Origin of the sequence: Cupriavidus sp. WS (assembly GCF_000395345.1) — a bacterium.
In the GTDB taxonomy this organism is placed as follows: Bacteria; Pseudomonadota; Gammaproteobacteria; order Burkholderiales; family Burkholderiaceae; genus Cupriavidus; species Cupriavidus basilensis_B.
Window position 1 is genome coordinate 25,711 of the sequence record NZ_AQPL01000027.1, and the last position, 25,181, is coordinate 50,891.

General features: G+C 67.8%; 24 protein-coding genes and 1 tRNA gene. 12 read left to right on the forward strand and 13 right to left on the reverse strand.

The annotated features are described in order from the left end of the window. Positions 1 to 19 precede the first annotated feature (19 nt). The 7 genes from K206_RS0102655 to K206_RS0102685 all read right to left on the reverse strand — a co-directional run bounded on the left by K206_RS0102655 (position 20) and on the right by K206_RS0102685 (position 7,005). Positions 20 to 904, reverse strand: a complete 885-nt coding sequence (locus K206_RS0102655) for an ABC transporter permease (RefSeq protein ID WP_020200857.1) — start codon at positions 902 to 904, stop codon at positions 20 to 22. Then, positions 901 to 1,878: an ABC transporter permease gene (locus K206_RS0102660; protein WP_020200858.1), complete on the reverse strand. Its 978-nt coding sequence runs from the start codon at positions 1,876 to 1,878 to the stop codon at positions 901 to 903. Before K206_RS0102660 ends, K206_RS0102655 begins: the two co-directional genes overlap by 4 nt. A gap of 13 nt (positions 1,879 to 1,891) precedes the next feature. After that, positions 1,892 to 3,508, reverse strand: coding sequence for an ABC transporter substrate-binding protein (locus tag K206_RS0102665; protein WP_020200859.1), 1,617 nt, complete (start codon positions 3,506 to 3,508; stop codon positions 1,892 to 1,894). Between the two features lie 35 nt (positions 3,509 to 3,543). Next, positions 3,544 to 3,969: a PaaI family thioesterase gene (locus K206_RS0102670; protein ID WP_020200860.1), complete on the reverse strand. Its 426-nt coding sequence runs from the start codon at positions 3,967 to 3,969 to the stop codon at positions 3,544 to 3,546. Further along, on the reverse strand, positions 3,966 to 4,982 hold the full coding sequence (locus K206_RS0102675; protein WP_020200861.1) for a zinc-binding dehydrogenase: 1,017 nt from the start codon (positions 4,980 to 4,982) through the stop codon (positions 3,966 to 3,968). Before K206_RS0102675 ends, K206_RS0102670 begins: the two co-directional genes overlap by 4 nt. Before the next feature lie 62 nt (positions 4,983 to 5,044). Next, entirely contained in the window at positions 5,045 to 6,151 is a 1,107-nt protein-coding gene (locus tag K206_RS0102680) for a M14 family metallopeptidase (protein ID WP_020200862.1), read from the reverse strand. Beyond that, positions 6,148 to 7,005: a VOC family protein gene (locus tag K206_RS0102685; protein WP_020200863.1), complete on the reverse strand. Its 858-nt coding sequence runs from the start codon at positions 7,003 to 7,005 to the stop codon at positions 6,148 to 6,150. Before K206_RS0102685 ends, K206_RS0102680 begins: the two co-directional genes overlap by 4 nt. 355 nt (positions 7,006 to 7,360) lie before the next feature. Between K206_RS0102685 and K206_RS0102690 the strand changes: the two genes are divergently transcribed. From K206_RS0102690 to K206_RS0102740, 11 genes are all read left to right on the forward strand, one after another. Then, entirely contained in the window at positions 7,361 to 8,131 is a 771-nt protein-coding gene (locus K206_RS0102690) for a GntR family transcriptional regulator (protein ID WP_231401526.1), read from the forward strand. Next, positions 8,128 to 8,913 (forward strand): ABC transporter ATP-binding protein, encoded by a 786-nt coding sequence (locus K206_RS0102695; protein ID WP_020200865.1) that lies wholly within the window; start codon positions 8,128 to 8,130, stop codon positions 8,911 to 8,913. Before K206_RS0102690 ends, K206_RS0102695 begins: the two co-directional genes overlap by 4 nt. 15 nt (positions 8,914 to 8,928) lie before the next feature. Continuing rightward, positions 8,929 to 9,732: an ABC transporter permease gene (locus K206_RS0102700; RefSeq protein ID WP_029043160.1), complete on the forward strand. Its 804-nt coding sequence runs from the start codon at positions 8,929 to 8,931 to the stop codon at positions 9,730 to 9,732. Positions 9,733 to 9,737: 5 nt separating this feature from the next. Beyond that, positions 9,738 to 10,736 (forward strand): ABC transporter substrate-binding protein, encoded by a 999-nt coding sequence (locus K206_RS0102705; protein WP_020200867.1) that lies wholly within the window; start codon positions 9,738 to 9,740, stop codon positions 10,734 to 10,736. An 83-nt stretch (positions 10,737 to 10,819) separates the two neighbouring features. After that, positions 10,820 to 11,824, forward strand: coding sequence for a zinc-binding dehydrogenase (locus K206_RS0102710; RefSeq protein ID WP_155887923.1), 1,005 nt, complete (start codon positions 10,820 to 10,822; stop codon positions 11,822 to 11,824). Between the two features lie 58 nt (positions 11,825 to 11,882). Continuing rightward, positions 11,883 to 12,329, forward strand: coding sequence for a PaaI family thioesterase (locus tag K206_RS0102715; RefSeq protein ID WP_020200869.1), 447 nt, complete (start codon positions 11,883 to 11,885; stop codon positions 12,327 to 12,329). A 70-nt stretch (positions 12,330 to 12,399) separates the two neighbouring features. Next, positions 12,400 to 13,905, forward strand: a complete 1,506-nt coding sequence (locus tag K206_RS0102720) for a class I adenylate-forming enzyme family protein (RefSeq protein ID WP_020200870.1) — start codon at positions 12,400 to 12,402, stop codon at positions 13,903 to 13,905. A gap of 63 nt (positions 13,906 to 13,968) precedes the next feature. Next, entirely contained in the window at positions 13,969 to 15,054 is a 1,086-nt protein-coding gene (locus K206_RS0102725; protein ID WP_020200871.1) for an ABC transporter substrate-binding protein, read from the forward strand. Further along, complete coding sequence (locus K206_RS0102730; RefSeq protein WP_020200872.1) at positions 15,051 to 16,364, forward strand: acyl-CoA thioester hydrolase/BAAT C-terminal domain-containing protein; 1,314 nt, start codon at positions 15,051 to 15,053, stop codon at positions 16,362 to 16,364. The genes K206_RS0102725 and K206_RS0102730 overlap by 4 nt, the downstream gene beginning before the upstream one ends. Further along, entirely contained in the window at positions 16,361 to 17,143 is a 783-nt protein-coding gene (locus tag K206_RS0102735; protein ID WP_020200873.1) for an ABC transporter ATP-binding protein, read from the forward strand. Before K206_RS0102730 ends, K206_RS0102735 begins: the two co-directional genes overlap by 4 nt. Continuing rightward, a complete protein-coding gene (locus tag K206_RS0102740) occupies positions 17,127 to 17,912 on the forward strand; it encodes an ABC transporter permease (RefSeq protein WP_020423638.1) in 786 nt (261 codons plus the stop codon). The genes K206_RS0102735 and K206_RS0102740 overlap by 17 nt, the downstream gene beginning before the upstream one ends. A 78-nt stretch (positions 17,913 to 17,990) precedes the next feature. Here K206_RS0102740 and K206_RS0102745 read toward each other — a convergent pair. After that, a tRNA-Ile gene (locus tag K206_RS0102745) sits at positions 17,991 to 18,069 on the reverse strand. Positions 18,070 to 18,104: 35 nt separating this feature from the next. Beyond that, positions 18,105 to 20,408 carry an RNA polymerase sigma factor RpoD gene (gene rpoD, locus K206_RS0102750; protein ID WP_231401529.1) on the reverse strand — a complete coding sequence of 768 codons (2,304 nt, stop codon included), beginning with the start codon at positions 20,406 to 20,408 and terminating at the stop codon, positions 18,105 to 18,107. Here rpoD and K206_RS44210 point away from each other — a divergent pair. Beyond that, on the forward strand, positions 20,407 to 20,772 hold the full coding sequence (locus tag K206_RS44210; RefSeq protein WP_029043164.1) for a hypothetical protein: 366 nt from the start codon (positions 20,407 to 20,409) through the stop codon (positions 20,770 to 20,772). The two genes, rpoD and K206_RS44210, sit on opposite strands and share 2 nt — an antisense overlap. Positions 20,773 to 20,881: 109 nt before the next feature. Here the strand turns inward: K206_RS44210 and dnaG are convergent, their stop codons facing one another. The 4 genes from dnaG to K206_RS0102775 form a co-directional block, all read right to left on the reverse strand. Then, positions 20,882 to 22,696, reverse strand: coding sequence for a DNA primase (gene dnaG / locus K206_RS0102760; protein WP_020200877.1), 1,815 nt, complete (start codon positions 22,694 to 22,696; stop codon positions 20,882 to 20,884). A gap of 265 nt (positions 22,697 to 22,961) precedes the next feature. Then, the gene (locus K206_RS0102765; RefSeq protein ID WP_020200878.1) at positions 22,962 to 23,411 is read right to left on the reverse strand and encodes a GatB/YqeY domain-containing protein; all 450 of its coding nucleotides are present in this window, start codon (positions 23,409 to 23,411) and stop codon (positions 22,962 to 22,964) included. Positions 23,412 to 23,517: 106 nt separating this feature from the next. After that, positions 23,518 to 23,730, reverse strand: coding sequence for a 30S ribosomal protein S21 (rpsU, locus tag K206_RS0102770; RefSeq protein ID WP_017226050.1), 213 nt, complete (start codon positions 23,728 to 23,730; stop codon positions 23,518 to 23,520). 133 nt (positions 23,731 to 23,863) lie between these two features. After that, positions 23,864 to 25,138 (reverse strand): NAD(P)/FAD-dependent oxidoreductase, encoded by a 1,275-nt coding sequence (locus tag K206_RS0102775; RefSeq protein ID WP_020200880.1) that lies wholly within the window; start codon positions 25,136 to 25,138, stop codon positions 23,864 to 23,866. Between the last annotated feature and the right edge of the window lie 43 nt (positions 25,139 to 25,181).

The following is a 25,181-nucleotide window of genomic DNA, read 5'->3' on the forward strand; positions in this document are numbered from 1 at the left end:
GGGATGTGGAAGAATGAGGTTAGCGCCGGCGGAACGCCGGATTGAGCGCGTCGTTGAGACCGTCGCCGATGAGGTTCAGCGCGAGTACCGCCAGCATGATGGCGAGGCCCGGCACCGCGCAGATGTACCAGGAGGTGCGGATCAAGGTGCGGCCCTCGCCGATGAGGCGCCCCCAGCTGGCGACATTGGGATCGCCCAGGCCGAGGAAGGACACCACCGACTCGTAGAGGATCGCGCCCGCGACGACCAGCGAGCCCATCACCAGCACGGGCGGCAGAGCATTGGGCAGGATCTCGCCGAAGGCGATGCGCCAAGGCCCGAGGCCGTTCGTGCGGCACGCCTGCACGAACTCGCGGCCCTTGAAGGACAGGAACTGGCCACGCGTCAGGCGCGCGATTCCCGGCCAGGACACCAGCGCCACGGCAATGGTCGTGTTCTCGATATGGGGCCCGAGTATCGACACCACCGTCAGCACGAAAACCACATTGGGGATGATCTGGAACAGCTCGGTGACGCGCATCAGTATCTCGTCGATCCAGCCGCCGAACCAGGCTGCCGCGGCGCCCACCAACACCCCGAGCACGGTCGCCGCCAGGCTGGCGGCGACGGCTACCAGCAGCGTGGCGCGGGCGCCATGCACGAGCATGGCTGCCATGTCGCGGCCAAGCGAGTCGGTGCCAAGCGGGAACAGCCGCGATTCGAACGGCCATAGTTCGGGCGCCCCCACGATGCGCAGCGGCTTGGCCGGGTACCACAGGCCCGCGCACAGCGCCGCCGCCACGATGGCGAGAAGGATGATCGCGCCCAGCATCGCGCCGCGATTGCGCGCGAACTGGCGCCATGCGCCGCTGCCGGCAATGCGGCCGGTGTCCGCCGGCGCCAGCGGGGAACCGGCGGCCGTCATCGGATCTCCTTCGCCATGCGTGGGTCGAGCCGCGTGTAGAGGATGTCGACAACGACGTTGGCGACCACCACGAACACGGAACACAGCAACAGCATGCCCAGCACCACCGGATAATTCCGGCTCATGACGCCGTCGAACAGCACGCCGCCGATCCCGGGCCAGCTGAACACCGCTTCGACGACGATGCTGCCGCCGAGCAACGCGCCGATCTGCAGGCCAAGCAAGGTCACCACCGGCAGGATGGCGTTGCCCACCATGTGCCCGACGATCACGCGGGCGCGCGTCAGGCCCTTCGCGTAGGCCGTGCGCACGAAGTCGTTGCGATGCACTTCCAGCATCGACGCGCGCATCACCCGCGCATAGGTGGCGGCGTAGAAAAGACCCAGCGTGACGGCGGGCAGCACCAGGTGGCGCAGGATGTCCAGCGCGGTGCCGAGCGGGCCGAGGTCGGCGCCGATCGTCGTCATGCCGCCCACCGGAAACCAGCCGAGCCTCACCGAGAACAGCACGATCAGCATGATGCCGAACCAGAAGCTGGGCGCGGCGAAGCACACCACCGCGGCGACCGAGACCAGCGTGTCCCACCACGTATTGACCTTGACCGCCGCGACGATGCCCGCCGTCACGCCCACCAGCACCGCAATCGCGATGCTGCTGAGCATCAGAATCAGCGTGGCGGGCAGGTGCGCCGCGATCACGTCGAACACCGGGAGATTGTGGCGGTACGAGTAGCCGAGGTCCAGGTGCGCGACGGCGCCGATATAGTGCAGCAGTTGCTGCCACACCGGCTTGTCCATGCCGTAGGTGACGCGCAGCCGTTCGATCAGGGCGGGGTCCGTGACCTGCTGCTCGGCGGTCATCACGTCCAGGAAGCTGCCGGGCACCAGCTGAATCAGGACAAAATTGAGCACCACCACGCCGAGCACCAGCGGCACGGCCTGCAGCAGGCGGCGCAACAGCAGACGCGCTACCATGTTCGCCCCACCTTCATTGCGCCAGCCACACGTCGTTCAGGGATTCGCCCTGGACATTGGCGCCGGTGGAGAAATCGCGCACCTTCGTACCCGCCAGCGTGAACGACTCGATCTCGACCAGCGGCACGATCGGCACATCGGTCGACGCCAGCCGCGCGAACTCGTGCGCGAGCTTCTTGCGCAGTTCCGGATTGGTTTCGATGCTGAGCTTTTCGACCAGCGCATCCATGGCCGGGTTCGAGTAGCCGGTGGCGTTGCGGAAGGCGGCGCCCTTGACGATGCCGTCGCTGGTGAAGAACTGCGTGACGACCGGCACCAGTTCCAGCGGCGCGGTGAAATTCGACACGGCGATATCGTAGTCGTAGTCGCCGTATATCCGCTTCAGTGCCGTGGCGCGGTCGACGGAGTCCAGGCGAACGGCAATGCCGACGTCTTCCAGGGCCTGCTTCAGGTATTGGCCAAGCTTGGCGTTTTCCTCGAACCATGCCGCCGCCAGCAGATTGATCGTGAAACGGCTGCCGTTCTTGCGAGGCAGTCCGGCGGCGTCGAGCAGCGCCTCCGCCTTCTTCGGATCGAACGGATACTTCGGCACATCGTCGGTGAAAAAGATCGGGTTGCTGCGGAAGATCGGAGACACCGCCGGTTTGCCGCGGCCGAAGTAGATTGTGTCGACGATGAACTTGCGGTCGATGGCGTGCAGGATCGCCTGCCGCACTTCACGGCGCTTGACGATCTCGCGGCGCTGGTTGAACTCGGCGGTGACCGTCCATGCCGAGTTCTCGTAGCCCTTGGTATCGGCGACGACCTTGCCGGTCTTGAGCAGCCGCGCGACGTCGCGCGCGGGCACCGGATTCGAGTAGGCAAGGCCGAGCTCGCCCGTTTCCAACGCCGCCGCGCGCGACGCGGGGTCGCCCCACCAGCGCACGATCAGCTTGTCCAGGTAGGGCTCGCCACGGTTCCAGTACTGTTCGTTGCGCTTGTACTCGACATGGCTGCCGCGCACCCATTGCCCGTACTTCCAGGGCCCGGTACCCACCGGCGCGTTGTTGAGCGGATTGGTGATGAGGTCGCGTCCCGCGTACAGGTGCCTGGGCACCACCAGCTGGTACTGGCCGGCCAGCACGGACTTGAGGAAGAACTCGGGCACCGGCTTGCTGAAGATCAGCTTCACGGTGTAGGCATCGGGTGCCTCCACCGTTTGCAGCGCCTTCAGGGCGATGCCGGCCGAAATCGGCTTCCAGTGTTCCTGCACGTTGTACACCACGTCGGCCGAAGTGAACGGCTTGCCGTCGTGCCAGCTCACGCCCTGGCGCAGTTTGATGGTGTAGGTCTTGAAGTCGGCCGAGGCATTTACCTCGGTCGCCAGCACCGGCTGGAACGACAATTGGCTGTCGATCTTGAGCAGGCGCTCGAGAATCTTGGTGGAGGTCTGGAACGGGCTCGACCCGCCGCCGCCCGGCACGAACAGGGCTTGCGGCTCCAGGCCGCCCCAACTGGCCACCAGGGTGCCGCCGCGCCGGGCCTGCGCCGCCGCGGCCCATGCGGCCGTGGGCATGCCCAGTCCGACCAGCATCGTGCCGGCCGTATTGGTAAGAAACGAACGTCGGGACAGGCCCGTGATCTTGCTCATGGAACACTCCGAATCATGCATGCGTTGCGGTGCCGCTACCGGGCGGCCGGCAATGTTGAATAGCTGGCGCGTCCGATCGCGAGAAGGACGCCCTCCCCGTTGAGCAGCTCGACGTCGGCCACGCCGACGCTGCGGCCATGACGCCGGACGGTGGCCACCGCGACCAGATCGGTCTGGATTGCCGGACGCAGGTAGTCGACGCGAAAGTTGATGGTGGGCAGGCCGCGGCCGGCGAGCATGCCGACGGCGAAGTCGCCCACCGTATCGATGATCGCGGCGAGCGGTCCGCCATGCCATTGGCCGGTGCCGGCGCCGCGCTCGAACCCGGGCTGGAAAGGCACGCTCACCGTGAGCGTCTGCGCCGCATGGTCGACGCGGGTCACCGTCATCCCCAGCGAGGCGATGAACGGCGAATCGTCAAAGGCGCGCTGGATCTGCGCTTGCGTGAGAAGCGTGCTCATGCGCCCACCAGGACCTTGCCTGTCACCTGGCGGTTCTCCAGCGAGGCGAGCGCCTGGGCACCCGCTGCGAGCGGCCATTTGCGGTCGATCAGGACGCGCAGGCGCTTGCGCTGGACGAGGTCGAGCAGTTCGTGCAGGTCTTCGCGCTCCCAGCCGTTGGAGCCGCGGATCTGCAGCTCGAAGGTCCAGATATAGCGGATGTCTTCCTTGGGATCGAAGCCGGCCGTCGCGCCGCACGTCAGCAGGCGCCCGCCGAGGCGCAAGGCGCGCAGCGACCTGACCCAGGTATCGCCGCCGGTGAAGTTCACCACCACGTCCACGCCGCCCCGGTTGGCGGCGCCGCGGCGGCGGGCTGGCTTGCCGAACTTCTGCTGGATCGCGGTGAGGAAGTCCTCCTCCGTATAGAGGATGACGTGGTCGGCGCCGAGTTCGCGCAGGCGTTCGGCTTTCTCCGCCGAACCGGCGCAGGCAATGACCTCCGCTCCCGCGAGCTTGGCAAGCTGCACGGCGCAGACCCCCACGCCGCCGCTGGCGCCGAGGATCAGCACCCGTTCGCCCGGGGCCACCTGCCCCACGCGATTCATCATGCGCAGCGCCGTGCCGTAGGCCACCGGCAGCGCCGCGGCTTCGTCGTAGCTCACGCCTTCCGGCAGGCGGATCAACTGGTGCTCCGGCACGCGGCATAGCTCCGCCAGCCCGCCGTGGATGGTTTCGCCGACCAGCCCGCCGTTTACCCGGTCGATGGGATCGACCAGCACGCGATCTCCCGGTTGCCAGTCCGTCACGCCGGGCCCGACCGATGCGATCTCGCCCGCCACGTCCAGGCCGATGATGACGGGAAATGGCAGATTGATGCCGGGCATGCCGCGGCGAGTAAACACGTCGTGATAGTTGAGCGAGGACGCCCCGACGCGCAGCACCACTTCGCCGGGGCCTGCAACCGGGTCGGGGAATTCGGTTTCGAGCCGCAGCTTGTCGTTGCCGCCATGCTCGCGCAGTACGATGGCTTTCATAGGATGGGGATGAGAAGGAAAGAGGGAAACCGGGCTCGCCGCCCTGCCGCCTGGCGATCGGCCTATTGCCAGCCGGCGAGCCCGTCCAGCGCCTGCGCCGTGATCTGCAGGCCGTGGCGGACGACGCTGCGGCGCCACACTGCGGAGTACGGCACGAACGCGTCGCGCAGGTCGTCGCGCAACAGCGCGTCGCGCTGCGCATCGGGCGCGAGCGGCGCCTTGAAGCGCAACCACTGATCCAGCCGCGTGGACAGCGACGTATTCGGTCCGCGCGTGCCGAACTCCACCACCGCGCCTACCATCGGCCGCCCACCCAGGAAGCGCTCGACGCCGTTGAAGACGAGTCCCTGGTAGTTCGGACGCGCGAGGCCATGGGGCCGTTGGCGCAAGATCCGGTCCCCGCCCCACCAGCGCGCGGCTTCCCGCTGCAAGGCACTGCCTTCCTCGTTGAAGCAGAGGAAGAACGGTTCGGCATAGTCGCCGATGCCCGTGTGCCAGTCGATGAAACCAACGCGTTCCGCCTGCGCCAGCTGGGCATCGACGATCTGCTGCAGCACGCGGTTGGACCATTCCCGCCCGCTGCCGCCATACACCAGGCCCTCGGGATGGGTGTACTGGCCGCTTGCCAGCACGTTGAACAGCGCGTCGGCGCCGTGCCTGTCCCGGAATGCCTCGGTGGCAAGGACGGCGTCGGCGAGAGCATCGCGGTCCCATTGCCCCGGAATCAGCCGCTCGTGCAGCTCGGCATAGTCGGCATTGCCGGGATAGGGCGCATCGTGGTCGACGAAGTTGCGGTTCAGGTCCACGTTGTTCTCCGTGGTCCGGGTCGCGTGGGCAAAGCCGTATGGGTTCAGCCCGTGGATCAGCGTCACCGCGACACCGGCCGGCAGCTGCCGCGCCGCCGTCGCCAGCCAGGCCACCTGCACCGCCGACCCGGCGGCGCCTTCAAGACCGTGCGTGCCGCTGATCGCCAATAGCTGGCGAGGCGCGCTCGCCGCCCCTATGCGGGCCACGTCGATGCTCAACACCTCGCCGCCGGGGCCTCTGGCGGTCGGGTGCGCATGGGTGGTCTGCTCGGCCTCCGCACGAGACGCCGCCTCGCGGAAGCGTTCGCGAGCCGCCACGTAGCCGGTGGCGAAATAGTGCCAGTAATCGAGCTCCGTGCTCATCGCGCGGCCTCTTCCACGAACTGCAGGGCGACGCCGAACGCGTCCCCGGCCAGCACGCGCACGGAGCCATCGGCAAGCGTGGCCGACGGCACGCCATTCTCCGCCAGCGTGGCGCGCAGCCGCGCGAGCGAACTGGTCTGCAGGATCAGCGCCACATTGCGTTCGCTGCCGTCGTCGGTCGTGGCGACCGGGCCGAAGCGCCGCTCGGCCTGCGCCGGCGTCACGAACTCCACGCGCGCCCGGCCCGCCTGGAAGACGCGGCCACCGGCTTCGGCAGCCGATACCGCCTTGCGGTCGAACAGCGTTTCGTAGAGCGCGACGGTCTGCTCCGGCGACGCCGAGGCAATCACGAAACCGACGATGTCGGTGACCCCGTTGGGATGCGCGCGCCATTCATCGCGCCAGACCAGTTCAGGGGTGAAGTGGTGGCAGAAGAAGGTACGGCCGTTGCGCACGAGTTCCACGCCAAGGCGCACGGTGCGAAAGCGCGCTTCCCGCACCGCATCGGGAAGGTTGACTGGCCGGCCGAACTCGGCCGGCGGCTCGACCGCGAGGCCTCCGGCGCGGATCGCGTCATACAGTCCCAGCGAGTCGGTGGTCTTGAACACGAGACCCGTGAGACCCAGCGGCGCTTCGACTACCTCTGGACGCTGGATCGTCTTGCCGGTCTCGTAGCCAAGCAGTTCGAGGTAGTTCTCGCCAAAGATGGCGAGATGATTGCTGCTGCCGAGCGAATGGTGCCCACGCTCGGTCGGCGCAAAGCCGAGCTTGCGATAGATGGCCAGCGCGTCGTCGAGCTGCTCCTTGACGTTGATGACGACATGATCGAGCACGGGAGCGGGAATCTTGCTCATTGCGCGCTCCACGCCAATGGGGAAAAGAACACAGGACGATGCGACACGGCGGCTCCGGGACGGCGGACAGAATTTCGAATGCTACGAGCCCCGGCCGTTCTGGCGAACTGACCATTTTCTCTATGTTTATCAAGCCGGCGCGGCACTTGGGCCGCCCAGCTGACCTGCCTAGCTGAGCCGCCCAGCCGGCGCGCGGCCAATGCGCGGTGGGCGGCCCAGACCACGCGGCGAACAGATGTGCTTTTGACAAAAACTTCGTTGGCCGCCCCTGTCGGCGGAACTAAGCTTTGCTGCTCACCGTGGGCGCCGCAGTGCCAATCTGTAAGCCGCTCACAAGTCAGGGAGCTGCACGCCAATGACCGCAATGACCGGAATGACTGATCTGCCAGCGAGGCCCGCTCGCGTCGCCATGCCCGCGTCGCGGGACGACACCGATGCGGGCAGCCAGGGCCTGGCCGCGTACACCAGCATCCGGCGCGATATCTTGTCGTGCCGCCTGATGCCGGGCGCCACGGTGACCGAAGCGGAGCTGATGGCCGCCTATGGGTTCGGCAAGAACAGTTGCCGGATCGCATTGACGCGCCTGGCCCACGAGCGCCTGGTGCGATCCCGCCCGCGCAAGGGCTACCAGATCGCACCGATCACGGTGAAGGATGTGGAGGAGGTCTTCGCGCTGCGCGTGCAACTGGAGCCGATGGCCGCCCGGCTGGCGACCCGCCGCGTCGACACCCGCCTGCTGCACCGCCTGGAGGCGGCCTGCCGGGTGGAGCACGTGGGGCCGCTGCCGGACCGCATCGATGTCTTCATGGACGCCAACAAGCAGTTTCATCTCGCCATCGCCACGGCGACGGGCAACGAGCGGCTGCTGCGCACGCTGTCCGGACTGATGGATGAAATGTCCCGGCTGGTTGCGCTCGGGTTCAACGTGCAGCGCGTCAAGCCTGAAATCAAGCATGACCACAACGCCATGATCAAGGCCTTCGAGGACCACGACGAAAAGGCCGCGGAGACGATTGCGCGCCGCCATATCGAGACGTTCCGCGCGCAAACGCTGGAGAAGGTCTACGCCAGCCTGTCGCAGGCGGGCACCTACCTGCCTCTGCTGGCGGTGAGGGATGGCAAATGATCGCCGTGCCCGAAACATTGCCCGATGCCCTGCTGCGTGCCGGCCCGGCACCGGCCCTCGAAACCGCGGGCGTCGCCAAGCGCTTCGGCGCCGTCACCGTGCTGGAGAGCATCGACCTCACCGTGCGCACCGGGGAAGTGCTGGCGCTGGTCGGTCCTTCGGGCTGCGGCAAGAGCACGCTCCTCAACATCCTGTCGGGCCTGCTCGCGCCGGACGCGGGGCGCTTCACGGTCGGTGGCGTGCCGGCCGCGCAGATCGCCGACTGGCGCCGTATCGCCTACATGTTCCAGGAAGACCGCCTGCTGCCGTGGCGAAGCGTGCGCGACAACGTCGCCTTCGGCCTGGAAGGCACGAATCTGTCCCGCGCCGCGCGCCATGCGCGCGCCCGCGAGATGCTGCGCCTGGTCGGCCTCGAATCGCATGCCGGCGCATGGCCGCACGAACTGTCGGGCGGCATGCGCAGCCGGGTGGCCCTGGCCCGCAGCCTGGCGGCGGAGCCGTCGGTGCTGTTGATGGACGAGCCCTTCTCCAAGCTCGATCCGCAAACGCGCTCGCAGATGCATGACGAACTCCTGCGCATCCAGGCAGGCAGCGGCATGACGGTCGTGTTCGTGACCCACGACATGGAGGAAGCCGTCGTCCTGGCCGACCGGGTGGTGCGGCTCGCGGCGTGGCCGGGGCGCGTGATCGACGTGATTGCGCTGGACCGCCTGGCCCGGCCGCGCGTGCCGACCTCCCCCGCGGTTGCCGAGCAGATCCGCGTACTGCGGTCCAGGCCCTGAAGGAGAAAGACTACGATGCCCAGGAGATTCGCGACCCTGTTGGCCCAGCGCCTGCTGCTTGCCGGCGTCATCCTGCTGGCCTGGTGGATCGGCGCGGCGCGCCTGCCGTCGTTCGTCCTGCCCGGCCCCGGAAAGGTGGCCCTGGCGCTGGTATCGCTATGGCACAGCGATACCTTCGCGCAGGACGTGGCGGCCACTTGCCAGCGCGTGATGCTGGGTTTTGCCATCGCCACCGTCATCGGCACGCTGCTGGGACTCGCGCTGGGCGCCAGCCGCGTGCTCGCCCGATTCTTCGATCCGCTGCTGACGCTGTTCAATACCGTTTCCTCCGCCATCTGGGCGATCTTCGCCATCATCTGGTTCGGCATTTCCGACGCAACCACGATCTTCGTGGTCTTCATGACCGCCATGCCGCTGATCCTGACCAACGTCTGGCAAGGCGCGCAGACCGTGGACATGCAGTACGTGGACCTGGCGCGCAGCTTCCGGATGTCGCGCGCCCGGATATTGCTGAAGATCTACGGCCCGACCATCCTGCCGCACTTCTTCGCCGGTGCCCGGCTGGCCTTCGGCTTCGGCTGGCGGGTGTCGCTGGTGGCCGAGACCATCGGCGCGTCCAGTGGCATCGGCTACCGGCTGCGCCAGGCCGCCGACCTGGTGCAGACCGACCAGGTCTTCGCCTGGACCGTCCTGCTCGTCGCCCTGATGCTGCTGCTCGAAGGCGGCGCGCTCAAACCCCTGGAGCGGTGGCTGTTCCGATGGAAGTTTCCGTCGCGTCCGGCGCCCGCCCTGACCCCATTTCCCGTCCCACAAGGATAACCATCGTGCGCAAGCTCTTCGCCGCGGCCCTGGCCGCCACCTCAATGATCGCCGCGTCCGCCATCACGGCTGGCCCGGCTCGCGCCGCGGATACCGTGCGCATCGGCTACTGGACCAGCGGCGTCAGCCTGGGCTACGGCTCGGTGCTGGAATCGAAGGACTTCCTCGCCAAGCGCGGCATCAACGCCGAGTTCGTGCATTTCCCGGACGTCAACGCGCCGCTGCGCGCGCTGGCCTCCGGCTCGATCGACCTGGCCTTCGGGGCGCCGGTGGCCGGCGTGTTCGGCACCGCCGCCTCGGGCGTGCCGATTCGCATTTTCGCCGCGACCCAGCCAGCGGACGTGCAGTTCGTGGTGCCCAAGGACTCGCCGATCCGCACGCTCGCGGAGCTCAAGGGCAAGAAGATCGGCATGTCGCCCGCGGGGTCCTCGGTGGCCGTGATCGCGGGGGCCATACTCGCCGGCAACTACCAGATCAAGAGTTCGGATTTCTCGCTGGTGGGCGGCAACGAATCGCGCCTCGCCCAGTTCCTGGTGCAAAAGCAGGTGGATGGCGCCGCGCTGCGCTCGGTCACCGTGGCCCAGCTGGGCGACGAACTGCCGGTGCGCCGGCTGAGCAGCTTCGCCGAGGAATGGAAAAAGCTGACCCGCTCCGATGCGGTGCCCTATATCGGCGTTGGCGCGGTGCGCGCCGAATTGGTGGAGAAGCAGCCGGAGGTGGTCGCCCGCGTCATCGCCAGCCTGCGCGACACGCTGGCGTGGGGCAACACGCACCGCGAAGAGGTGGTGCAGATCCTGCGGAAGAAAGCCAACCTGCCGGAAGACGACGCCAGGACCTATGTCAGCCTGTGGAACGAGATGAATCGCGTGGCGTTCGAGCCGGCGGACATCGCCACGCTCAAGCGCCAGCATGCCGTGTTCACCGAGTCGGGGCTGGTCAAGGGCGACATCACGGACGAACTCTTCGCCACCAGGCCCTACCAGTTGGCCAACGGGCTCAAGTAGGCGGACGCGGCGCAGCGCGGACGAGACACACAACGCAAGAACACACGACACCAAGAGAAAGGAAACATCGCGTGAGTCAGACAATGCAAGCCCTTGTGCTGGAGGCACACGGCACTCTGGAACAACTGCAACTGGTGCATGACAAGGCTGTGCCGCAGGCCGGCCCGGGCCACGTCGTCATCCGGGTAGGCGCATCGTCGTTCAATTACCACGACGTCTTCACCGTCCAGGGCATGCCGGGCATCAAGGTCCCGCTGCCCGTGGTGATCGGTCTCGACCTCGCCGGCACCATCACCGAGGTCGGCGACGGCGTGGCCGGCTGGAAGGCCGGCGACCGCGTCCTGGTCAACCCGTTGAAGCCGGGCGTCGGCCTGATGGGGGAGATGGTGGACGGCGGCATGGCCCAGTACGCCCGCGTGGACGCGGCGCAGTTGATCGCCCTGCCGGATGCGGTGACGTTTGCCCAGGCGGCCGCCTTGCCGGTGGCCTACGGCACCGCCCATCGCATGCTGTTCACGCACCGGACCGTGAAGGCCGGCGACAAGGTGCTGGTGCTGGGCGCCAGCGGCGGCGTCGGCACAGCGACGGTGTTGCTGGCCAAGTTGCTGGGCGCCGAGGTCATCGCCGCGGCTGGCAGCGACGAGAAGGCGCAGCGCCTGCTGGAGCTGGGCGCCGACCATGTCATCAACTACCGCGAGACCGACTTTGCCAAATGGGTGATCGCCAGGTACGGCAAGCCGCAGCGCCGCACCCACGAAGGCGGCGTGGACGTGGTGGTGAACTTCACCGGTGGCGATACCTGGCTGCCTTCGGTCAAGAGCCTCAAGCGAGGCGGCACCCTGCTGGTCTGCGGCGCCACCGCGGGTCACGACCCGAAGGAAGACCTGCGCTATGTGTGGAGCTTCGAGTTGAACATCAAGGGCTCCAACAGCTTCTACGAGGCTGACCTGAAAGCGCTGCTGGAACTGGTCGCCGCGGGACGCCTCGACCCGGTGATCGATCGCGTGCTGCCGCTCGCGCAGGCCGCGGCAGGACTAGCGCTGATCCGCGACCGCGCCGTGCTGGGCAAAGTGGTGGTAGCACCCTGAACCGCCAACGCGCCGTCAAGGCGATGCGCCTGCCCTCCTGAATGCCAAGAAAATCATCATGAACGACACCGTTTCCCCGGCGCTGCCCAGCGCCGAAGCCATCCAGGCCAAGCTGCTGCGCGGCCCCTATCATCAATGGCTGGGCCTGCAGGTCCTCTCCGTCGGCCACGGCGAAATCACGCTGAGCGCAAAGTTCCGCGACGAGTGGGTGGTCAATCCCGATCTGGGCTACATCCACGGCGGCATTCTTGCCGCGCTGGTGGACCTGGCTGCCGACTGGGCCCTGGTATCGCATACCGGCAAGGGCGTGCCCACCATCGACTTGCGCGTGGACTACCACCGTGCCGCACGCGGCGACCTCAAGGTGGTAGGGAAAGTCATCAAGAACGGCCGGCAGGTCTGCGTGGCGGAAGCCAGCGTCTTCGACACCAACGGCGAACTGGTTGCCAGCGGCCGGGGCGTCTATGCCACGCCCGCACCCGCGGCACGTACCGGCGATGCCTGATGGCGGCGCCAATGGACATCCCTCGCGCAAACGCATCGGCGCAATGCGCGTCCGCCCTGGAGGCACCGCAATGAGCGATAGTGAAAGCCGGAACCTGGGCCGGGTCATTGCCCGCCAGGCCGACCGTGACAGCATTGCCTTGATCGGCGTGAATGCTGGCCAGCAGGACACACTGCACAGCTTCGGCGAGATCGACGACCGCGCCGATGCGCTGGCGCGAGGCCTGCTCGCCCGAGGCTATGCCCCGGGCGAACGCATCGCGCTGCTCGGCGTGAACTCGGTGGACTATGTGGTCTGCCTGCTCGGCATCCTGCGCGCCGGGCTGGTGGCCGTGCCGGTCAACTTCAAGCTCCCGCAGGACCTGATCGGCTACATCCTGGCGGATAGCGGCGCCCGGCTGATCCTGTGCGATGCCGAGCGCAGCGCCCGCGTGCCGGCCGGCGTGCCCGCGTGCGTGTTCGGCACGCCGGACTTCGCGGCGCTGCCGAATCCCGGGCCGTTCACGGCGGTCGAACCGGAAGCGCGGGACGTTGCCTTCCTGCTCTATACCTCGGGTTCCACGGGGCGGCCCAAGGGCGTGCTGCTCAGCCATGCCAGCCATCTCTGGGTGGTGCGCACGCGGCAACAGGCCACGCCGCTGGAGCGCGAGCGCGTGCTGATCGCGGCGCCGCTCTATCACATGAACGCGCTGGCCCTGATCCTGCTCACGCTGGCCAGCCATGCGCCCGCGGTGCTGTTGCCGCAGTTCGACGCGCGCGCCTACGTAGCGGCCATTGGCCGTTACCGCTGCACGTGGCTGACCGCCGTGCCGCCGATGATCGCCATGATGCTGCGCGAGCAGCAGGCGCTGGCCTCGACCGACCTGGGTTCGGTGCGCGTGGTGCGCATGGGCTCCGCGCCGGTCAGCGCCAGCCTGCTGGAGCAGATCCGCGACCTGCTGCCCAATGCCCGCGTGCTCAATGCCTATGGCACCACCGAAGGCGGCCCGGTGGTATTCGGCCCGCATCCGGCCGGACTGCCGACGCCGCCGCTGGCCGTGGGCCATGCCCACCCGGCCGTGCGCCTGCGGCTGGTCGACGAGCAAGGCCGCGAGGCCGACGAGGGCGTACTCCAGATCCGCAGCCCCGGCTTGATGCTCGGCTATCACCGGCGCCCCGGGCTTGCCCCGTTCACAGACGATGGCTACTACGTGACGGGAGACATCTTCCAGCGCGACGCCGACGGCTTCCATACCTTCGTCGGCCGCCGGGACGACATGTTCGTCAGCGGCGGGGAGAACCTCTATCCCGGCGAGATCGAGAAGGTGCTGGAACGCCATGCTGCCGTCCACCAGGCCAGCGTGGTGCCGGTGCCCGACGACGTCAAGGGCACCAAGCCGGTCGCCTTCGTGGTTGCGCGCGCCGGCGTTCCCGCTCCCTCGGAGCAGGAGCTCCGGGCGTTCGCGCTTGCCAACCTGGCGGCGTACCAGCACCCGCGCCGCATCTGGTTCATCGACTCGCTGCCGCTGGCGGCAACCCAGAAGATCGATCGCCGGGTCCTGACGGACGAGGCGCTACGCCGCCTTGGCAAGGACTGATACCGCGCCGCCGCGCCATCCACGGAGAAGCGGCGCGCCGACCACTACACGAGGAATCAATCGATGCACACTCCGACAGCATTCGCAGCCACCGCCGCGGCCATCTTCGCCGGCCTGCTGCTGGCCGCCACGCCCAGCCACGCTCTGGACGAAGTCACGGTCGCGCTGGCCATACCGCCGGCCGTGCACGACGGCGCGCCGTACGCCGCGGCCGAGGCACTCGGCTTGTTCAAGGACGCCAACCTCAGCGTCAAGACCATCGTGTTCCAGGGCGCCGGCGCCCTGCTGCCCCAGGTGGCGGGCAAGCGCGTGACCTTCGGCTACCCCACGTCGGAGCCCGTGATCGCAAGCTACTTCTCCGGCAAGGACCCGCTGCCGCTGCGCTATTTCTACAACGGCGTACCGGCCAACACGATGGAATTTGCCGTGCTCGCGGATTCGCCCATCCGCACGCTGGCCGACCTGAAGGACAAGAAGATCGGCGTCGGCGCGCTGACCTGGGGCACCATCCCCGGCGGACGCGCGGCGCTGCGGGTGGCCGGGCTGGAGCCGGGCAAGAACGTGGAATACGTCGCGGTCGGCGCGCTCGGCGCGGGGTTCCAGGCCCTGCGCTCGCACCAGATCGACGCGCTGAACTTCAACAGCAGCTGGGATGACCTGCTGGAGCTCTCCGGCACCAGGATCCGCCGCCTTGCCTATCCGGCGGTGTTCCAGGAGGCCGCGGGCAACGGGTTCATCGCGCACGTGGACACCCTGCGCGACCAGCCCGACCTGGTGAGACGCTTTGGCCGCGCCTACACGCAGGCACAGTACGCATGCGAGGCCAATCCGGTGTTCTGCGTGAAGGCGTTTTGGAAGCAGAACCCGGAGGCGAAGCCGGCAGGCGACGAAGCCAGGAACCTGCGTGAGGCGGCCGAACTGCTGAGCCGCCGGCTGCAGCGCGTCCTGCATACACCGGCCGGCACCGCGCGCGTGCCGGGACAGTACGACGTGGCCGCCATTCAGCGGGGCATCGAGGCAATGGCGAAGGCCGGCGAGTACCCGAGCGCGGACGTGCCCCTGCAGAAAATATTCTCCAACGAGTTTGTGCCCGCCTTCTCCGATTTCGACCATGCCGCGCTCATTCGCCGGGCAAAGGCGGCACAATGAGCGCCGCCGCCCGCATCGAGATCACCCCGGCCGATGGCCTGGTGGACCAGCCGCGCCGCATCGTGGCATACGGCTTCGCGCCCGCGGCCGAGGTTGTGGTGCAGGCCTCGCTCGCCCCCGCTGACGGCAGTCTCTGGCAAAGCCGCGCCACCTTCGTGGCCGACGCGCGGGGGACCGTTTCCGTGGCGGACACCGCCCCGATCGCCGGCGACTGGCAGGAAGCCGATCCCGCCGCCCCGGTCTGGGCCATGCGCCGCACGCGGCTGCCCGCGCGGCCGGAACTCGGCGAGGATACCGCGCCGCTTCGGGTCGCCGTGTCTGCGAGCGCCGCCGACGGAACCGTCGCCCGGGCCGAGTACCTGCTGCGCTTCGTCGCGCCCGGCGTGACCCGCCGGGCCGTGGCCGAGGATGGATTGAGCGGGACGCTGTTCCTTCCCTCCGGCGCGGGTCCGCATCCCGCCGTGGTGGTGCTGGCCGGTTCCGGTGGCGGCATGCACGAGCAGCGCGCCGCGCTGTATGCCGCGCATGGTTATGCCGCGCTGGCACTCGGTTATTTCAAGGCTCCGCGCAGGCCGGACCACATCTCGGATACGCCGCTGGAGTATTTCGAAGCGGCACTGCGCTGGGTGCGCGACCACCTGCGGCCGGCAAACGGATTCATCGCGGTATCGGGTGTCTCGCGCGGGGGAGAACTGGCGCTGCTGCTGGCTTCGCGGTTTCCCGAACTGGTTTCGGCGGTCGTCGCCTACGTGCCGAGCGCGGTGGTCCATGGCACGCTGCGCGCCGGCCGCCCCGGCCAGCCGCCCGACGACACCGCCTGGACCTGGCGCGGCGAGGCGCTGCCCAACATCTGGCGCGGCAACCCGCAAGCCGACTGGACCGCATTCAACGCGGCACCCGCGCCCGGCCAGGCCGTGCGCCAGGCGGCCGCCTTCCTCAGCGTGCTGCGCGACCCGGCCCACGCCGCGGCGGCGCGGATCCCGGTGGAACGCATCCGCGGGCCGGTATTGCTGATTTCGGGCACTGACGACGGCTTCTGGCCATCGACGCTCTACTGCGAGCAGATCGCGCGGCAGCTACGCGAGCACGGGCATGGCTGGCCGGTGGAACACGTCGTGGGCGACGCCGCGGGACATGCCATCGGCCTGCCGCAGTTGCCCGCCACGCTGATCGCCAAGCCACACCCGGTAGCCGGGCTGGTACTGGACGGCGGCGGGACGGCGGCAGCCAACGCACTAGCCAGCGCGCGATCGTGGACCCGCGTGCGCGCCTTCCTGGCGCAGGCGGCAAGCGCCACGGCACAGCCATGACGGTATCCCCGACGAGTGCGCCCGCGCTGGAATTTTCCGGCGTCGGCGTGACATACCCGACCCGGCGCGGCCATACCGAGGCGCTGGCCGACATCGATCTCACCATCGCTCACGGAGAATTCGTCGCGCTGCTCGGCCCGTCCGGTTGCGGCAAGTCCACGTTGCTGCGTCTCGCCACGGGGCTGCTGGCGCCGACAAGAGGCACCATCGGACTGGCCGGCCATCCGGTCAAGGGACCGAGCCGCGGGACCGGCGTCGTTTTCCAGAAACCGCACCTGCTGCCATGGAAGAGCGTGCGCGACAACGTGCTGTTGCCAGCCAGCACGCTCGGCCTGGACCCCCGGGCGAGCCGCGCCCGCGCCAACGAACTGCTCGAGCGCGTCGGCCTGACGGCGTTCGCCGATGGCTTCCCCTTCGAGTTGTCGGGCGGCATGCAGCAACGCGTGGGCATTGCGCGCATGCTGCTGCCCGATTCCGCCCTGCTGCTGATGGACGAGCCCTTCGCCGCGCTCGACGCGCTCTCGCGCGAGACGCTGACCTTCGAATTGCAGAAGATATGGAGCGTGCAGCGCAAGTCGGTCCTCTTCATCACGCACAGCATCCCGGAGGCCGTGTTCCTGGCCGACCGCGTTCTGGTGATGTCGCCCCGGCCGGGCCGCATCGTCGAGTCGCTTGCGATCGACCTGCCCAGGCCGCGCACGCTCGACACCTTCGATACGCCCGAATTCGTGGCACTCACCCAGCATTTGCGGAGACATTTCAATGCCTCGCCCGTCTAGCCTGCCACGCCTGCCCGCCCTCGCCTATCCGGCCATCAGCCTCGGCTTGCTGCTGCTGGCCTGGGATCAGGCGGTGCGCTGGTGGCGGATACCCGACTACCTGCTGCCACCGCCCGCGGCGGTATTCCAGGCCCTGGCGTCCGGCTTCGCCAGCGGCTCGCTGTGGCCCCACATCGGCGCCACGCTCGCCAACACCGCGGCCGGCTACGCTTCGGGCTGCGTGATGGCCGTGCTGCTGGGCGCGCTGCTGGCGGAATCGGCAACCTTCGAACGCTTCGTCTATCCGCTGCTGATCGGCCTCCAGGCAACGCCAAAGGTGGCATTGGGACCCATCATCCTGGTCTGGTTCGGCTTCGGCGCCGCCTCCAAGGTGGTGCTGGTTGCGCTGGTCTGCTTCTTCCCCTTGTTCGTCAACACGGTCAACGGCATCCGCCGCACCGACCCCGAACTGCTCGACGCGTGCCGGGCGTTCAGCGCTTCACGCTTGTTCCTGCTATGGCATGTCAAGTTGCCGGCGGCACTCGGCGACATCTTCGGCGGACTGCAGATCGGTGTCTCGCTGGCATTGATCGGCGCGGTGGTCGGAGAATTCCTTTCGGCCCAGCGCGGGCTGGGCTACCTGATCGCCTCGTCTTCCGTCAGCATGAGCCTGGCCACCATGTTTGCAGGCGTGATCTTGCTCGCCCTGACGGGACTGGCCGGCGCCCAGACGGTACGCTGGCTGCAGCGACACGTGGTGTTCTGGGAGGCGCGACATCGCGACGGCTAGAACCTCGGCCAGGATTTGCGTAGCCAAGAAATAAAAAGGGGTTACGCCAAATGCAATGACGTAACCCCTTTTCTTCAATGGTGGGCCTCCCGTGAGTCGAACACGGCACCAACGGATTATGAGTCCGCTGCTCTAACCAGGCATGAGCTAGAGGCCCTGGAAAGTCAGACCGGCGCGCTGGGCGCGCTCCGGTCAGCTACCTTCGAGGAAACTCTTGAGCTTGTCGGAGCGGCTCGGGTGGCGCAGCTTGCGCAGTGCCTTGGCTTCGATCTGGCGGATCCGTTCGCGGGTGACGTCGAACTGCTTGCCGACTTCTTCCAGCGTGTGGTCCGTGCTCATTTCGATGCCGAAGCGCATGCGCAGCACCTTGGCTTCGCGCGGCGTGAGCGAGTCCAGCACGTCCTTGACGACGTCGCGCATGGAGCCGTGCAGCGCCGCCTCGGCCGGGGCCAGCGTGTTGGTGTCTTCGATGAAGTCGCCCAGGTGGGAGTCGTCGTCGTCGCCGATCGGCGTTTCCATGGAGATCGGTTCCTTGGCGATCTTCATGATCTTGCGGATCTTGTCTTCCGGCATCTCCATCTTCTCGGCCAGCGTTGCCGGATCCGGCTCGTTGCCGGTTTCCTGCAGGATCTGGCGCGAGATGCGGTTCATCTTGTTGATCGTCTCGATCATGTGCACCGGGATACGGATGGTGCGCGCCTGATCGGCGATCGAACGGGTGATGGCCTGGCGGATCCACCACGTGGCGTACGTGGAGAACTTGTAGCCGCGACGGTATTCGAACTTGTCCACCGCCTTCATCAGGCCGATGTTGCCTTCCTGGATCAGGTCGAGGAACTGCAGGCCGCGGTTGGTGTACTTCTTGGCGATCGAGATCACGAGGCGCAGGTTGGCCTCGGTCATTTCACGCTTGGCTTCGCGGGCGCGCTTCTCGCCTTCGGACATCTTGCGGTTGACGTCCTTCAGTTCCTTGAGCGGCAGCACCACGCGCGCCTGCAGGTCGATCAGCTTCTGCTGCAGTTCGTGCACGGCCGGCACGTTGCGCTCGACGATGGTGCTGTAGCCCTTGCCGTCGTCGATGATGGTCTGGATCCAGTCGAGGTTGGTCTCGTTGCCCGGGAAGCGGGCGACGAAGTCCGCGCGCGGCATGCCGCACTTGTCGACCACGATCTTGAGGATGGAGCGCTCGAGCTTGCGCACTTCGTCCACCTGGCCGCGCAGCGTGTCGCACAGGCGCTCGACGTTGCGCGCGGTGAAGCGGATGCTCATCAGCTCGGCCTGGATGGCTTCCTGGGCCTTGACGTAGGCCTTGGACTTGTAGCCTTCCTTCTCGAACGAGCGGCGCATCTTGTCGAACTGCTCGGCGATCACGCGGAATTTCTCCAGCGCGGCCTGCTTCAGTTCTTCGAGCTGGCGGGCCGAGGCAGCCAGGCCGCCGGCGTCGTCGTCCTCGTCCTCGTCGGATTCCTCGTCGTCGTCCGATTCCACGTCCTCATCGTCGGCCGCGGCCGCCGCGACCGGCGCGCTGGCGGCGGCGGGCACGTCTTCGGCGTTGGGGTCGATCAGGCCGTCGACGAATTCGTCGATCTTGATCTCGTCGCTGGCGACGCGCTCGGCCAGGGCCAGGATCTCGGAGATGGTGACCGGGCAAGCCGAGATCGCCATGACCATGTCCTTCAGGCCGGCTTCGATGCGCTTGGCGATCTCGATTTCGCCTTCGCGCGTGAGCAGCTCCACCGTGCCCATTTCGCGCATGTACATGCGCACGGGGTCGGTGGTGCGGCCGAACTCGGAGTCCACCGTGGAGAGCGCGGCCTCGGCTTCTTCCTCGGCTTCTTCCTCGCTGGTGGCCGACGGTGCGTTGTCGTTGAGCAGCAGGGTTTCCGCGTCGGGCGCCTGTTCGTAGACGGCGATGCCGATGTCGTTGAGCGTGGCGACCAGGGTGTCGATCGTCTCCGAATCGACCATGTCGTCCGGCAGGTGATCGTTGATTTCCGCGTAGGTCAGATAACCACGCGACTTGCCCAGCTTGATCAGCGCCTTGAGCTTCTGGCGGCGCGCTTCCAGTTCTTCCTCGGTGCCCTGCTGGGTCGAGGCGAATTCCTTGAGCAGGGCCTTTTCCTTGGCCTTGCGGTCACGGGCCTTCTGCTTTTCGGTCTTGGGCGCCGCGGTGGCAACGGGTGCTGCCGCGGGCATATCGTCTTCGTAAAGCTCTTCAGTCACGTCGTCTGTGGTGCTGTCGTCGTGCTGCATGCCGGCCTTGGGCTTGCGGCCACGCTTCTTCGGCTCCGGCTTGACTGCCGGAGCGGCGGGACGCTCGGATGCAACGGGGGCGGAAGTGGTGGCGGGCGCCTTGGCCTCCGACGCGGCGGCGGCCGTCCTGGCCGTTCCGGTCTTGGCGCTGGTCGCTGCCGTTCGCTTGCTCTCGACTTCGGTAATCTGCTGTTTCGCCACGGTGATACTCTTGCCTTTCACTGGTACAGATGCGGCGTGCATGCCGCTTGCATTGGCGCTATTGCCGCTCTCGCGTGCCGAAGTCGAGGGCCTCAAATTTTCGGATAGACGGGTTCCGGAGGAAGTGCTCGCTGCGGGCGCCTTGGCGCTCCGAGCGGTCTTAGCTGGCACAGGCTGGGCGGGCGTCCTGACTGACGCGGCTGACTTCGCAGCCGCCGTTGATTTCACGGACGCCTTGCCGCTCCCCGCTTGGGGAGCTTTAGTGGAAACCTTTTCGGTTGCTTTGGCCTTTGCCATTGGCACGCTCACTTTCACCAGAACTGGAGAGAAAGATTTCGCTATCCAAACCGGCTATTGTAGCACGTTGCAGCTAGCCGGCTTCCCAACAGGTGAGGTTTTCACCTGAAAAATCAAGGCTTAAGCTCAATACCGCCGGGCCAAGCCTCCATCTCTGCTTCACAAATCCACCGCCATGCCCGCTGCGGCGCACCTCGCGCCGCGCGCCGGGCCGGCCTTCAGCCCAGCTGCCGGCGGCGGTTGATCTCGCTGACCAGCCAGCGCATGCGGCTCTTGGCGGCCTCGTCGGCCGTGCCGGCGATCACCGCCGCCTGCAGGCCGTCGAGCTCGCGCCGCAGCGGCTCGGCCAGCAGCTTGGCGATGGCCGCCTCGAATTCCTGCCCCGCCGGCTCCTCCTCGATCTCCTCGCGCAGTACCGCGGCCCGCACATTGGCGTAGACCTCGGCGTGGGGCGACTGCGCCAGGTGCTCGCTGAACGCGGCGAAGTTCACCTCGCCCCGCAGTTCGTCGCAGGCGGACACCAGGTGCGTCAGGACCTCGGCGCCGGCCTGCTCGTCCTCGAGCAGCAGCACGCGGCTGTCGGCGTCGAGCCGGGCCGACAACTGCGGATAGCACATCAGCAGCTGCAGCACGCGCTGTTCCAGCCCGGTCGGCGCCTGGCGCTTGGCGCGCGGCCGCGGCTGGGCGAAGCGGCCCACCCGCGCCGGGTCGCTGGCCAGGCCGCAGACCGCCTCGATCTCGGCCGGCGTGGTGCCGGTGGCGTCGGCCAGCTCGCGCACGATCTGCAGCCGCAGCCCGCCGGCCGGCATGGCCTGCAGCAGCGGCTTGGCCTCGTACTGGGCACGCGCGCGGCCTTCGGGCTGGCGCAGGTCCTGGCCTTCGGCCACCACCTGCAGCAGGAAGCGCGACAGCGGCATCGCATCGCGCACCTGCGCGGCGAAGGCATCGGTGCCCTGCTCGCGCACGTAGCTGTCCGGGTCGTGCTCGGCGGGCAGGAACAGGAAGCGGATGGTCTTGTTGTCCGCGATATAGGGCAGGCACGCTTCCAGCGCGCGCCGCGCGGCGCGGCGCCCGGCGGCGTCGCCGTCGAACGAGAACACCACGGCGTCGGTCTGGCGCAGCAGCTTCTGCACGTGCACCGCCGTGCACGCGGTGCCGAGCGTGGCCACCGCGTTGGCAAAGCCGAGCTGGGCCAGCGCCACCACGTCCATATAACCTTCGACCACCAGAACGTAGCCGGTTTCCCGGATCGCGTGGCGGGCCTCGAACAGGCCGTACAGCTCGGTGCCCTTGCTGAACAGCGGCGTTTCGGGCGAATTCAGGTACTTGGGCTCGCCCTGCCCCATCACCCGCCCGCCGAAGCCGATGACCTGGCCCTTGGTGCTGCGGATGGGGAACATGATGCGGTCGCGGAAGCGGTCGTAGCGGCGCGGCTTGCCGTCGGCGTCGCGCTTGTCGCTGCTTTCGATCAGCAGGCCGGCTTCCACCAGCGGGCCGGCGATGGCGTCGTCGCGGTAGCTGCCGAACACGGCTTCCAGGCCCTGCCAGTCGTCGGGCGCGTAGCCGAGCCCGAAATTCGCCGCGATCTCGCCGGTCAGCCCGCGGCCCTTGAGGTACTGGACCGCCTGCGGGGCGCCGCGCAGCTGCTTGCGGTAGAAATCGGTGGCGCGCGTCATGGCCTCGGACAGCGCCAGCGAGCGCGCCTGCTGCTCGGCGCGCTGGGCCGGCGGCAGGCGGTCGCGCTCCTCGGGCACCGACAGGCCGACCGACTGCGCCAGCTCGCGCACAGCGTCGGGGTAGGACTGCCCGGAATACTCCATCAGGAAGCCGATGGCGGAACCATGCGCGCCGCACCCGAAGCAGTGGTAGAACTGCTTGGTCGGCGACACGGTGAAGGACGGTGACTTCTCGTTGTGGAAGGGGCACAGCCCCATGAAGTTGGCGCCGCCCTTCTTCAACTGCACGTATTTGCCCACCACATCGACAATGTCGACACGGTTGAGCAGGTCCTGAATGAAGGATTGCGGAATCACCCGGCTTGTCGTCCTCGTGCCGGAACGCCCGTCGGGGGCGGGCGGCGGCGATATGATCGTGTTGGAAGGCGTGACCGGAACTGCGCTTTCCCGGTCCCTAACAATACATTGTAGTGCAGACGCAACGGATTGCAGGCAGTTCCGGTGAGCGATGTCCGGCGAAAGCAGCGCAAGACAGACTTTCATGCCGGCGGGCGGCGCACAGGCCGCCCGCGAAACCCATGCCACCCGTCACCGGCAATCACCGGCAGGCGCCGGCGTACGCTCAGCGCGGCGCCAGCGCGGCCTTGACCAGGCCGGACACCGCGGTCATGTCGGCGCGCCCGGCCAGGCGGGGCTTGAGCACGGCCATGACCTTGCCCATGTCCTGCGGGCCCGCCGCGCCGCTCTCGGCCACGGCCTTCTGCACCTCGGCCGCCACTTCGGCGTCGGACAGGGCTGCCGGCATGTAGACCTTGAGCACTTCCACTTCCGCGCTTTCCTTGTCGGCGAGGTCGGTGCGGCCGGCCTGCTGGAACTGGCTGATGGAGTCCTTGCGCTGCTTGATCAGCTTGTCGATCACGGCCTGCACGGCGGCGTCGTCGAGCTCGATGCGCTCGTCCACTTCCCGCTGCTTGATGGCTGCCAGCAGCAGGCGGATGGTGCCGAGGCGCTCGGACTCGCGGGCGCGCATGGCGGCCTTCATGTCTTCGCTGATACGGGCTTTGAGGGACATGGCTATCTTCCAGAAATAGTGATGCGGGGCGCCGCGCGGGCGCCAATGCAAAAACCCGCCGGAGCCTTGCCCACAGCGGGTTCTGATGCGAAGAACGAAGCAGCGTTCAGTACAGCTTCTTCGGCAGCATCTGGCTGCGGATGCGCTTGTAGTGGCGCTTCTCGGCAGCGGCCTTCTTGCGCTTGCGCTCGGCCGTCGGCTTTTCGTAGAACTCGCGAGCCCGCAACTCGGTGATCAAGCCGTTCTTTTCGATGGTGCGCTTGAAACGACGCATGGCGACTTCAAACGGCTCATTGTCTTTAAGGCGGATGGTAGTCATTGCTGAAATAAGTAGCAGTGGCAGTGCCGCGGATGAACGCAGCGGTTGAGCGGTCTTGCGAGGATTTTACGAAAACGCCAAGTCTATCACAGCTTTTGTCAAGCCCGCATTGCAGGAAATCCCCCTATCGGAGCTATGGCGCCGCCGGCGCGGCCGCGCGTGCCATTTCCGCCACAGAGCGGCCCGCGGCCACGCCGGACGCCCAGGCCCACTGGAAGTTGTAGCCGCCCAGCCAGCCGGTCACGTCGACCACTTCGCCGATGAAATAGAGGTTCGGCACCGCGCGCGCCATCATGGTGGCCGACGACAACGCCCGCGTGTCCACCCCGCCCAGCGTGACCTCGGCCTTGCGGTAGCCCTCGGTGCCGGACGGCACCAGTTCCCAGCGGTTGAGCGCCGCGCCGAGCCGGCGCAGGGCCTTGTCGGGCATGTCGTGCAGCGGCTGGGCGCCGTTCAGGCCCGCCGCCGCGCACCAGGCATCGGCCAGCCGCGCCGGCAGGCGCTCGGCCAGCAGGTTGGCCAGGTGCCTGCGGCTGGTGCCTTTGTGCTCGAGCAGCCAGTCGCTGGCGTCGGCGCCGTCGAACAGGTCGATGGCGATGGGCGTGCCGGGGCGCCAGAAGCTGGAGATCTGCAATACGGCGGGCCCGGACAGCCCGCGATGGGTCCACAGCAGGTCTTCGCGGAAGGCGCCGGCGGCCTTGCCGCTGCCGGCGGCGATGTCGACCTCCATCGAGACCCCGGCCAGCGGCGCGAACGGCGCCCAGCCCTGGCCGTCGAAGGTCAGCGGCACCAGCGCGGGGCGCGTCTCGACCATGCCCAGGCCGAACTGGCGGGCGATGCGGTAGCCGAGGTCGGTGGCGCCGATCTTGGGGATCGACAGGCCGCCGGTGGCCACCACCAGCGCGCCGGCGCGGATCGGCCCCTGCGTGGTCGCCAGCAGGAAGTCGTCGCCTTCGCGGCGCACTTCCTCCACGCCGCAGCCGGTGCGCCAGGCCACGTTGCCGGCGCCGCACTCGGCGCGCAGCATCTCGATGACCTGCTCGGCGCTGTCGTTGCAGAACAGCTGGCCGCGGTGCTTTTCGTGCCAGTCGATCTCGTGGCGCCGCATCAGGCCGAGGAAGTCCTGCGGCGTGTAGCGCGCCAGCGCCGAGCGGCAGAAGTGCGGGTTGGCGGACAGGTAGTTGGCCGGCCCGGCCTGCAGGTTGGTGAAGTTGCAGCGGCCGCCGCCGGAGATGCGGATCTTCTCCGCCAGCCGCGTGGCATGGTCGACCAGCACCACGCTGGCGCCGCCCTGGCCCGCCACCGCGGCGCACATCATGCCCGCGGCGCCGGCGCCGAGCACCGCCACGTCGAAGCGCGCGGCGCGCGCGCCGCCCGGCGCGGCTCCCGTGGTGTGCCTGCTGCTCATGTCCGTCCTGCCTGCTGAAGAAGCGGCGATTGTAGCGAAAAGG

What these genes read in the sequence shown, in the direction of transcription:
- K206_RS0102695 (WP_020200865.1), top strand. Translation starts at nt 8,128, where the DNA reads ATGATCGCCGTGCCCGAAACATTGCCCGATGCCCTGCTGCGTGCCGGC.
- K206_RS0102775 (WP_020200880.1), bottom strand. Translation starts at nt 25,138, where the DNA reads ATGAGCAGCAGGCACACCACGGGAGCCGCGCCGGGCGGCGCGCGCGCC.
- K206_RS0102665 (WP_020200859.1), bottom strand. Translation starts at nt 3,508, where the DNA reads ATGAGCAAGATCACGGGCCTGTCCCGACGTTCGTTTCTTACCAATACG.
- rpoD (WP_231401529.1), bottom strand. Translation starts at nt 20,408, where the DNA reads ATGCACGCCGCATCTGTACCAGTGAAAGGCAAGAGTATCACCGTGGCG.
- K206_RS0102685 (WP_020200863.1), bottom strand. Translation starts at nt 7,005, where the DNA reads ATGAGCAAGATTCCCGCTCCCGTGCTCGATCATGTCGTCATCAACGTC.
- K206_RS0102740 (WP_020423638.1), top strand. Translation starts at nt 17,127, where the DNA reads ATGCCTCGCCCGTCTAGCCTGCCACGCCTGCCCGCCCTCGCCTATCCG.
- K206_RS0102670 (WP_020200860.1), bottom strand. Translation starts at nt 3,969, where the DNA reads ATGAGCACGCTTCTCACGCAAGCGCAGATCCAGCGCGCCTTTGACGAT.
- K206_RS0102675 (WP_020200861.1), bottom strand. Translation starts at nt 4,982, where the DNA reads ATGAAAGCCATCGTACTGCGCGAGCATGGCGGCAACGACAAGCTGCGG.
- rpsU (WP_017226050.1), bottom strand. Translation starts at nt 23,730, where the DNA reads ATGACTACCATCCGCCTTAAAGACAATGAGCCGTTTGAAGTCGCCATG.
- K206_RS0102655 (WP_020200857.1), bottom strand. Translation starts at nt 904, where the DNA reads ATGACGGCCGCCGGTTCCCCGCTGGCGCCGGCGGACACCGGCCGCATT.
- K206_RS0102710 (WP_155887923.1), top strand. Translation starts at nt 10,820, where the DNA reads ATGCAAGCCCTTGTGCTGGAGGCACACGGCACTCTGGAACAACTGCAA.
- K206_RS0102720 (WP_020200870.1), top strand. Translation starts at nt 12,400, where the DNA reads ATGAGCGATAGTGAAAGCCGGAACCTGGGCCGGGTCATTGCCCGCCAG.
- K206_RS44210 (WP_029043164.1), top strand. Translation starts at nt 20,407, where the DNA reads ATGCCGCTTGCATTGGCGCTATTGCCGCTCTCGCGTGCCGAAGTCGAG.
- K206_RS0102680 (WP_020200862.1), bottom strand. Translation starts at nt 6,151, where the DNA reads ATGAGCACGGAGCTCGATTACTGGCACTATTTCGCCACCGGCTACGTG.
- K206_RS0102730 (WP_020200872.1), top strand. Translation starts at nt 15,051, where the DNA reads ATGAGCGCCGCCGCCCGCATCGAGATCACCCCGGCCGATGGCCTGGTG.
- K206_RS0102660 (WP_020200858.1), bottom strand. Translation starts at nt 1,878, where the DNA reads ATGGTAGCGCGTCTGCTGTTGCGCCGCCTGCTGCAGGCCGTGCCGCTG.
- K206_RS0102690 (WP_231401526.1), top strand. Translation starts at nt 7,361, where the DNA reads ATGACCGCAATGACCGGAATGACTGATCTGCCAGCGAGGCCCGCTCGC.
- K206_RS0102735 (WP_020200873.1), top strand. Translation starts at nt 16,361, where the DNA reads ATGACGGTATCCCCGACGAGTGCGCCCGCGCTGGAATTTTCCGGCGTC.
- K206_RS0102700 (WP_029043160.1), top strand. Translation starts at nt 8,929, where the DNA reads ATGCCCAGGAGATTCGCGACCCTGTTGGCCCAGCGCCTGCTGCTTGCC.
- K206_RS0102765 (WP_020200878.1), bottom strand. Translation starts at nt 23,411, where the DNA reads ATGTCCCTCAAAGCCCGTATCAGCGAAGACATGAAGGCCGCCATGCGC.
- K206_RS0102725 (WP_020200871.1), top strand. Translation starts at nt 13,969, where the DNA reads ATGCACACTCCGACAGCATTCGCAGCCACCGCCGCGGCCATCTTCGCC.
- K206_RS0102715 (WP_020200869.1), top strand. Translation starts at nt 11,883, where the DNA reads ATGAACGACACCGTTTCCCCGGCGCTGCCCAGCGCCGAAGCCATCCAG.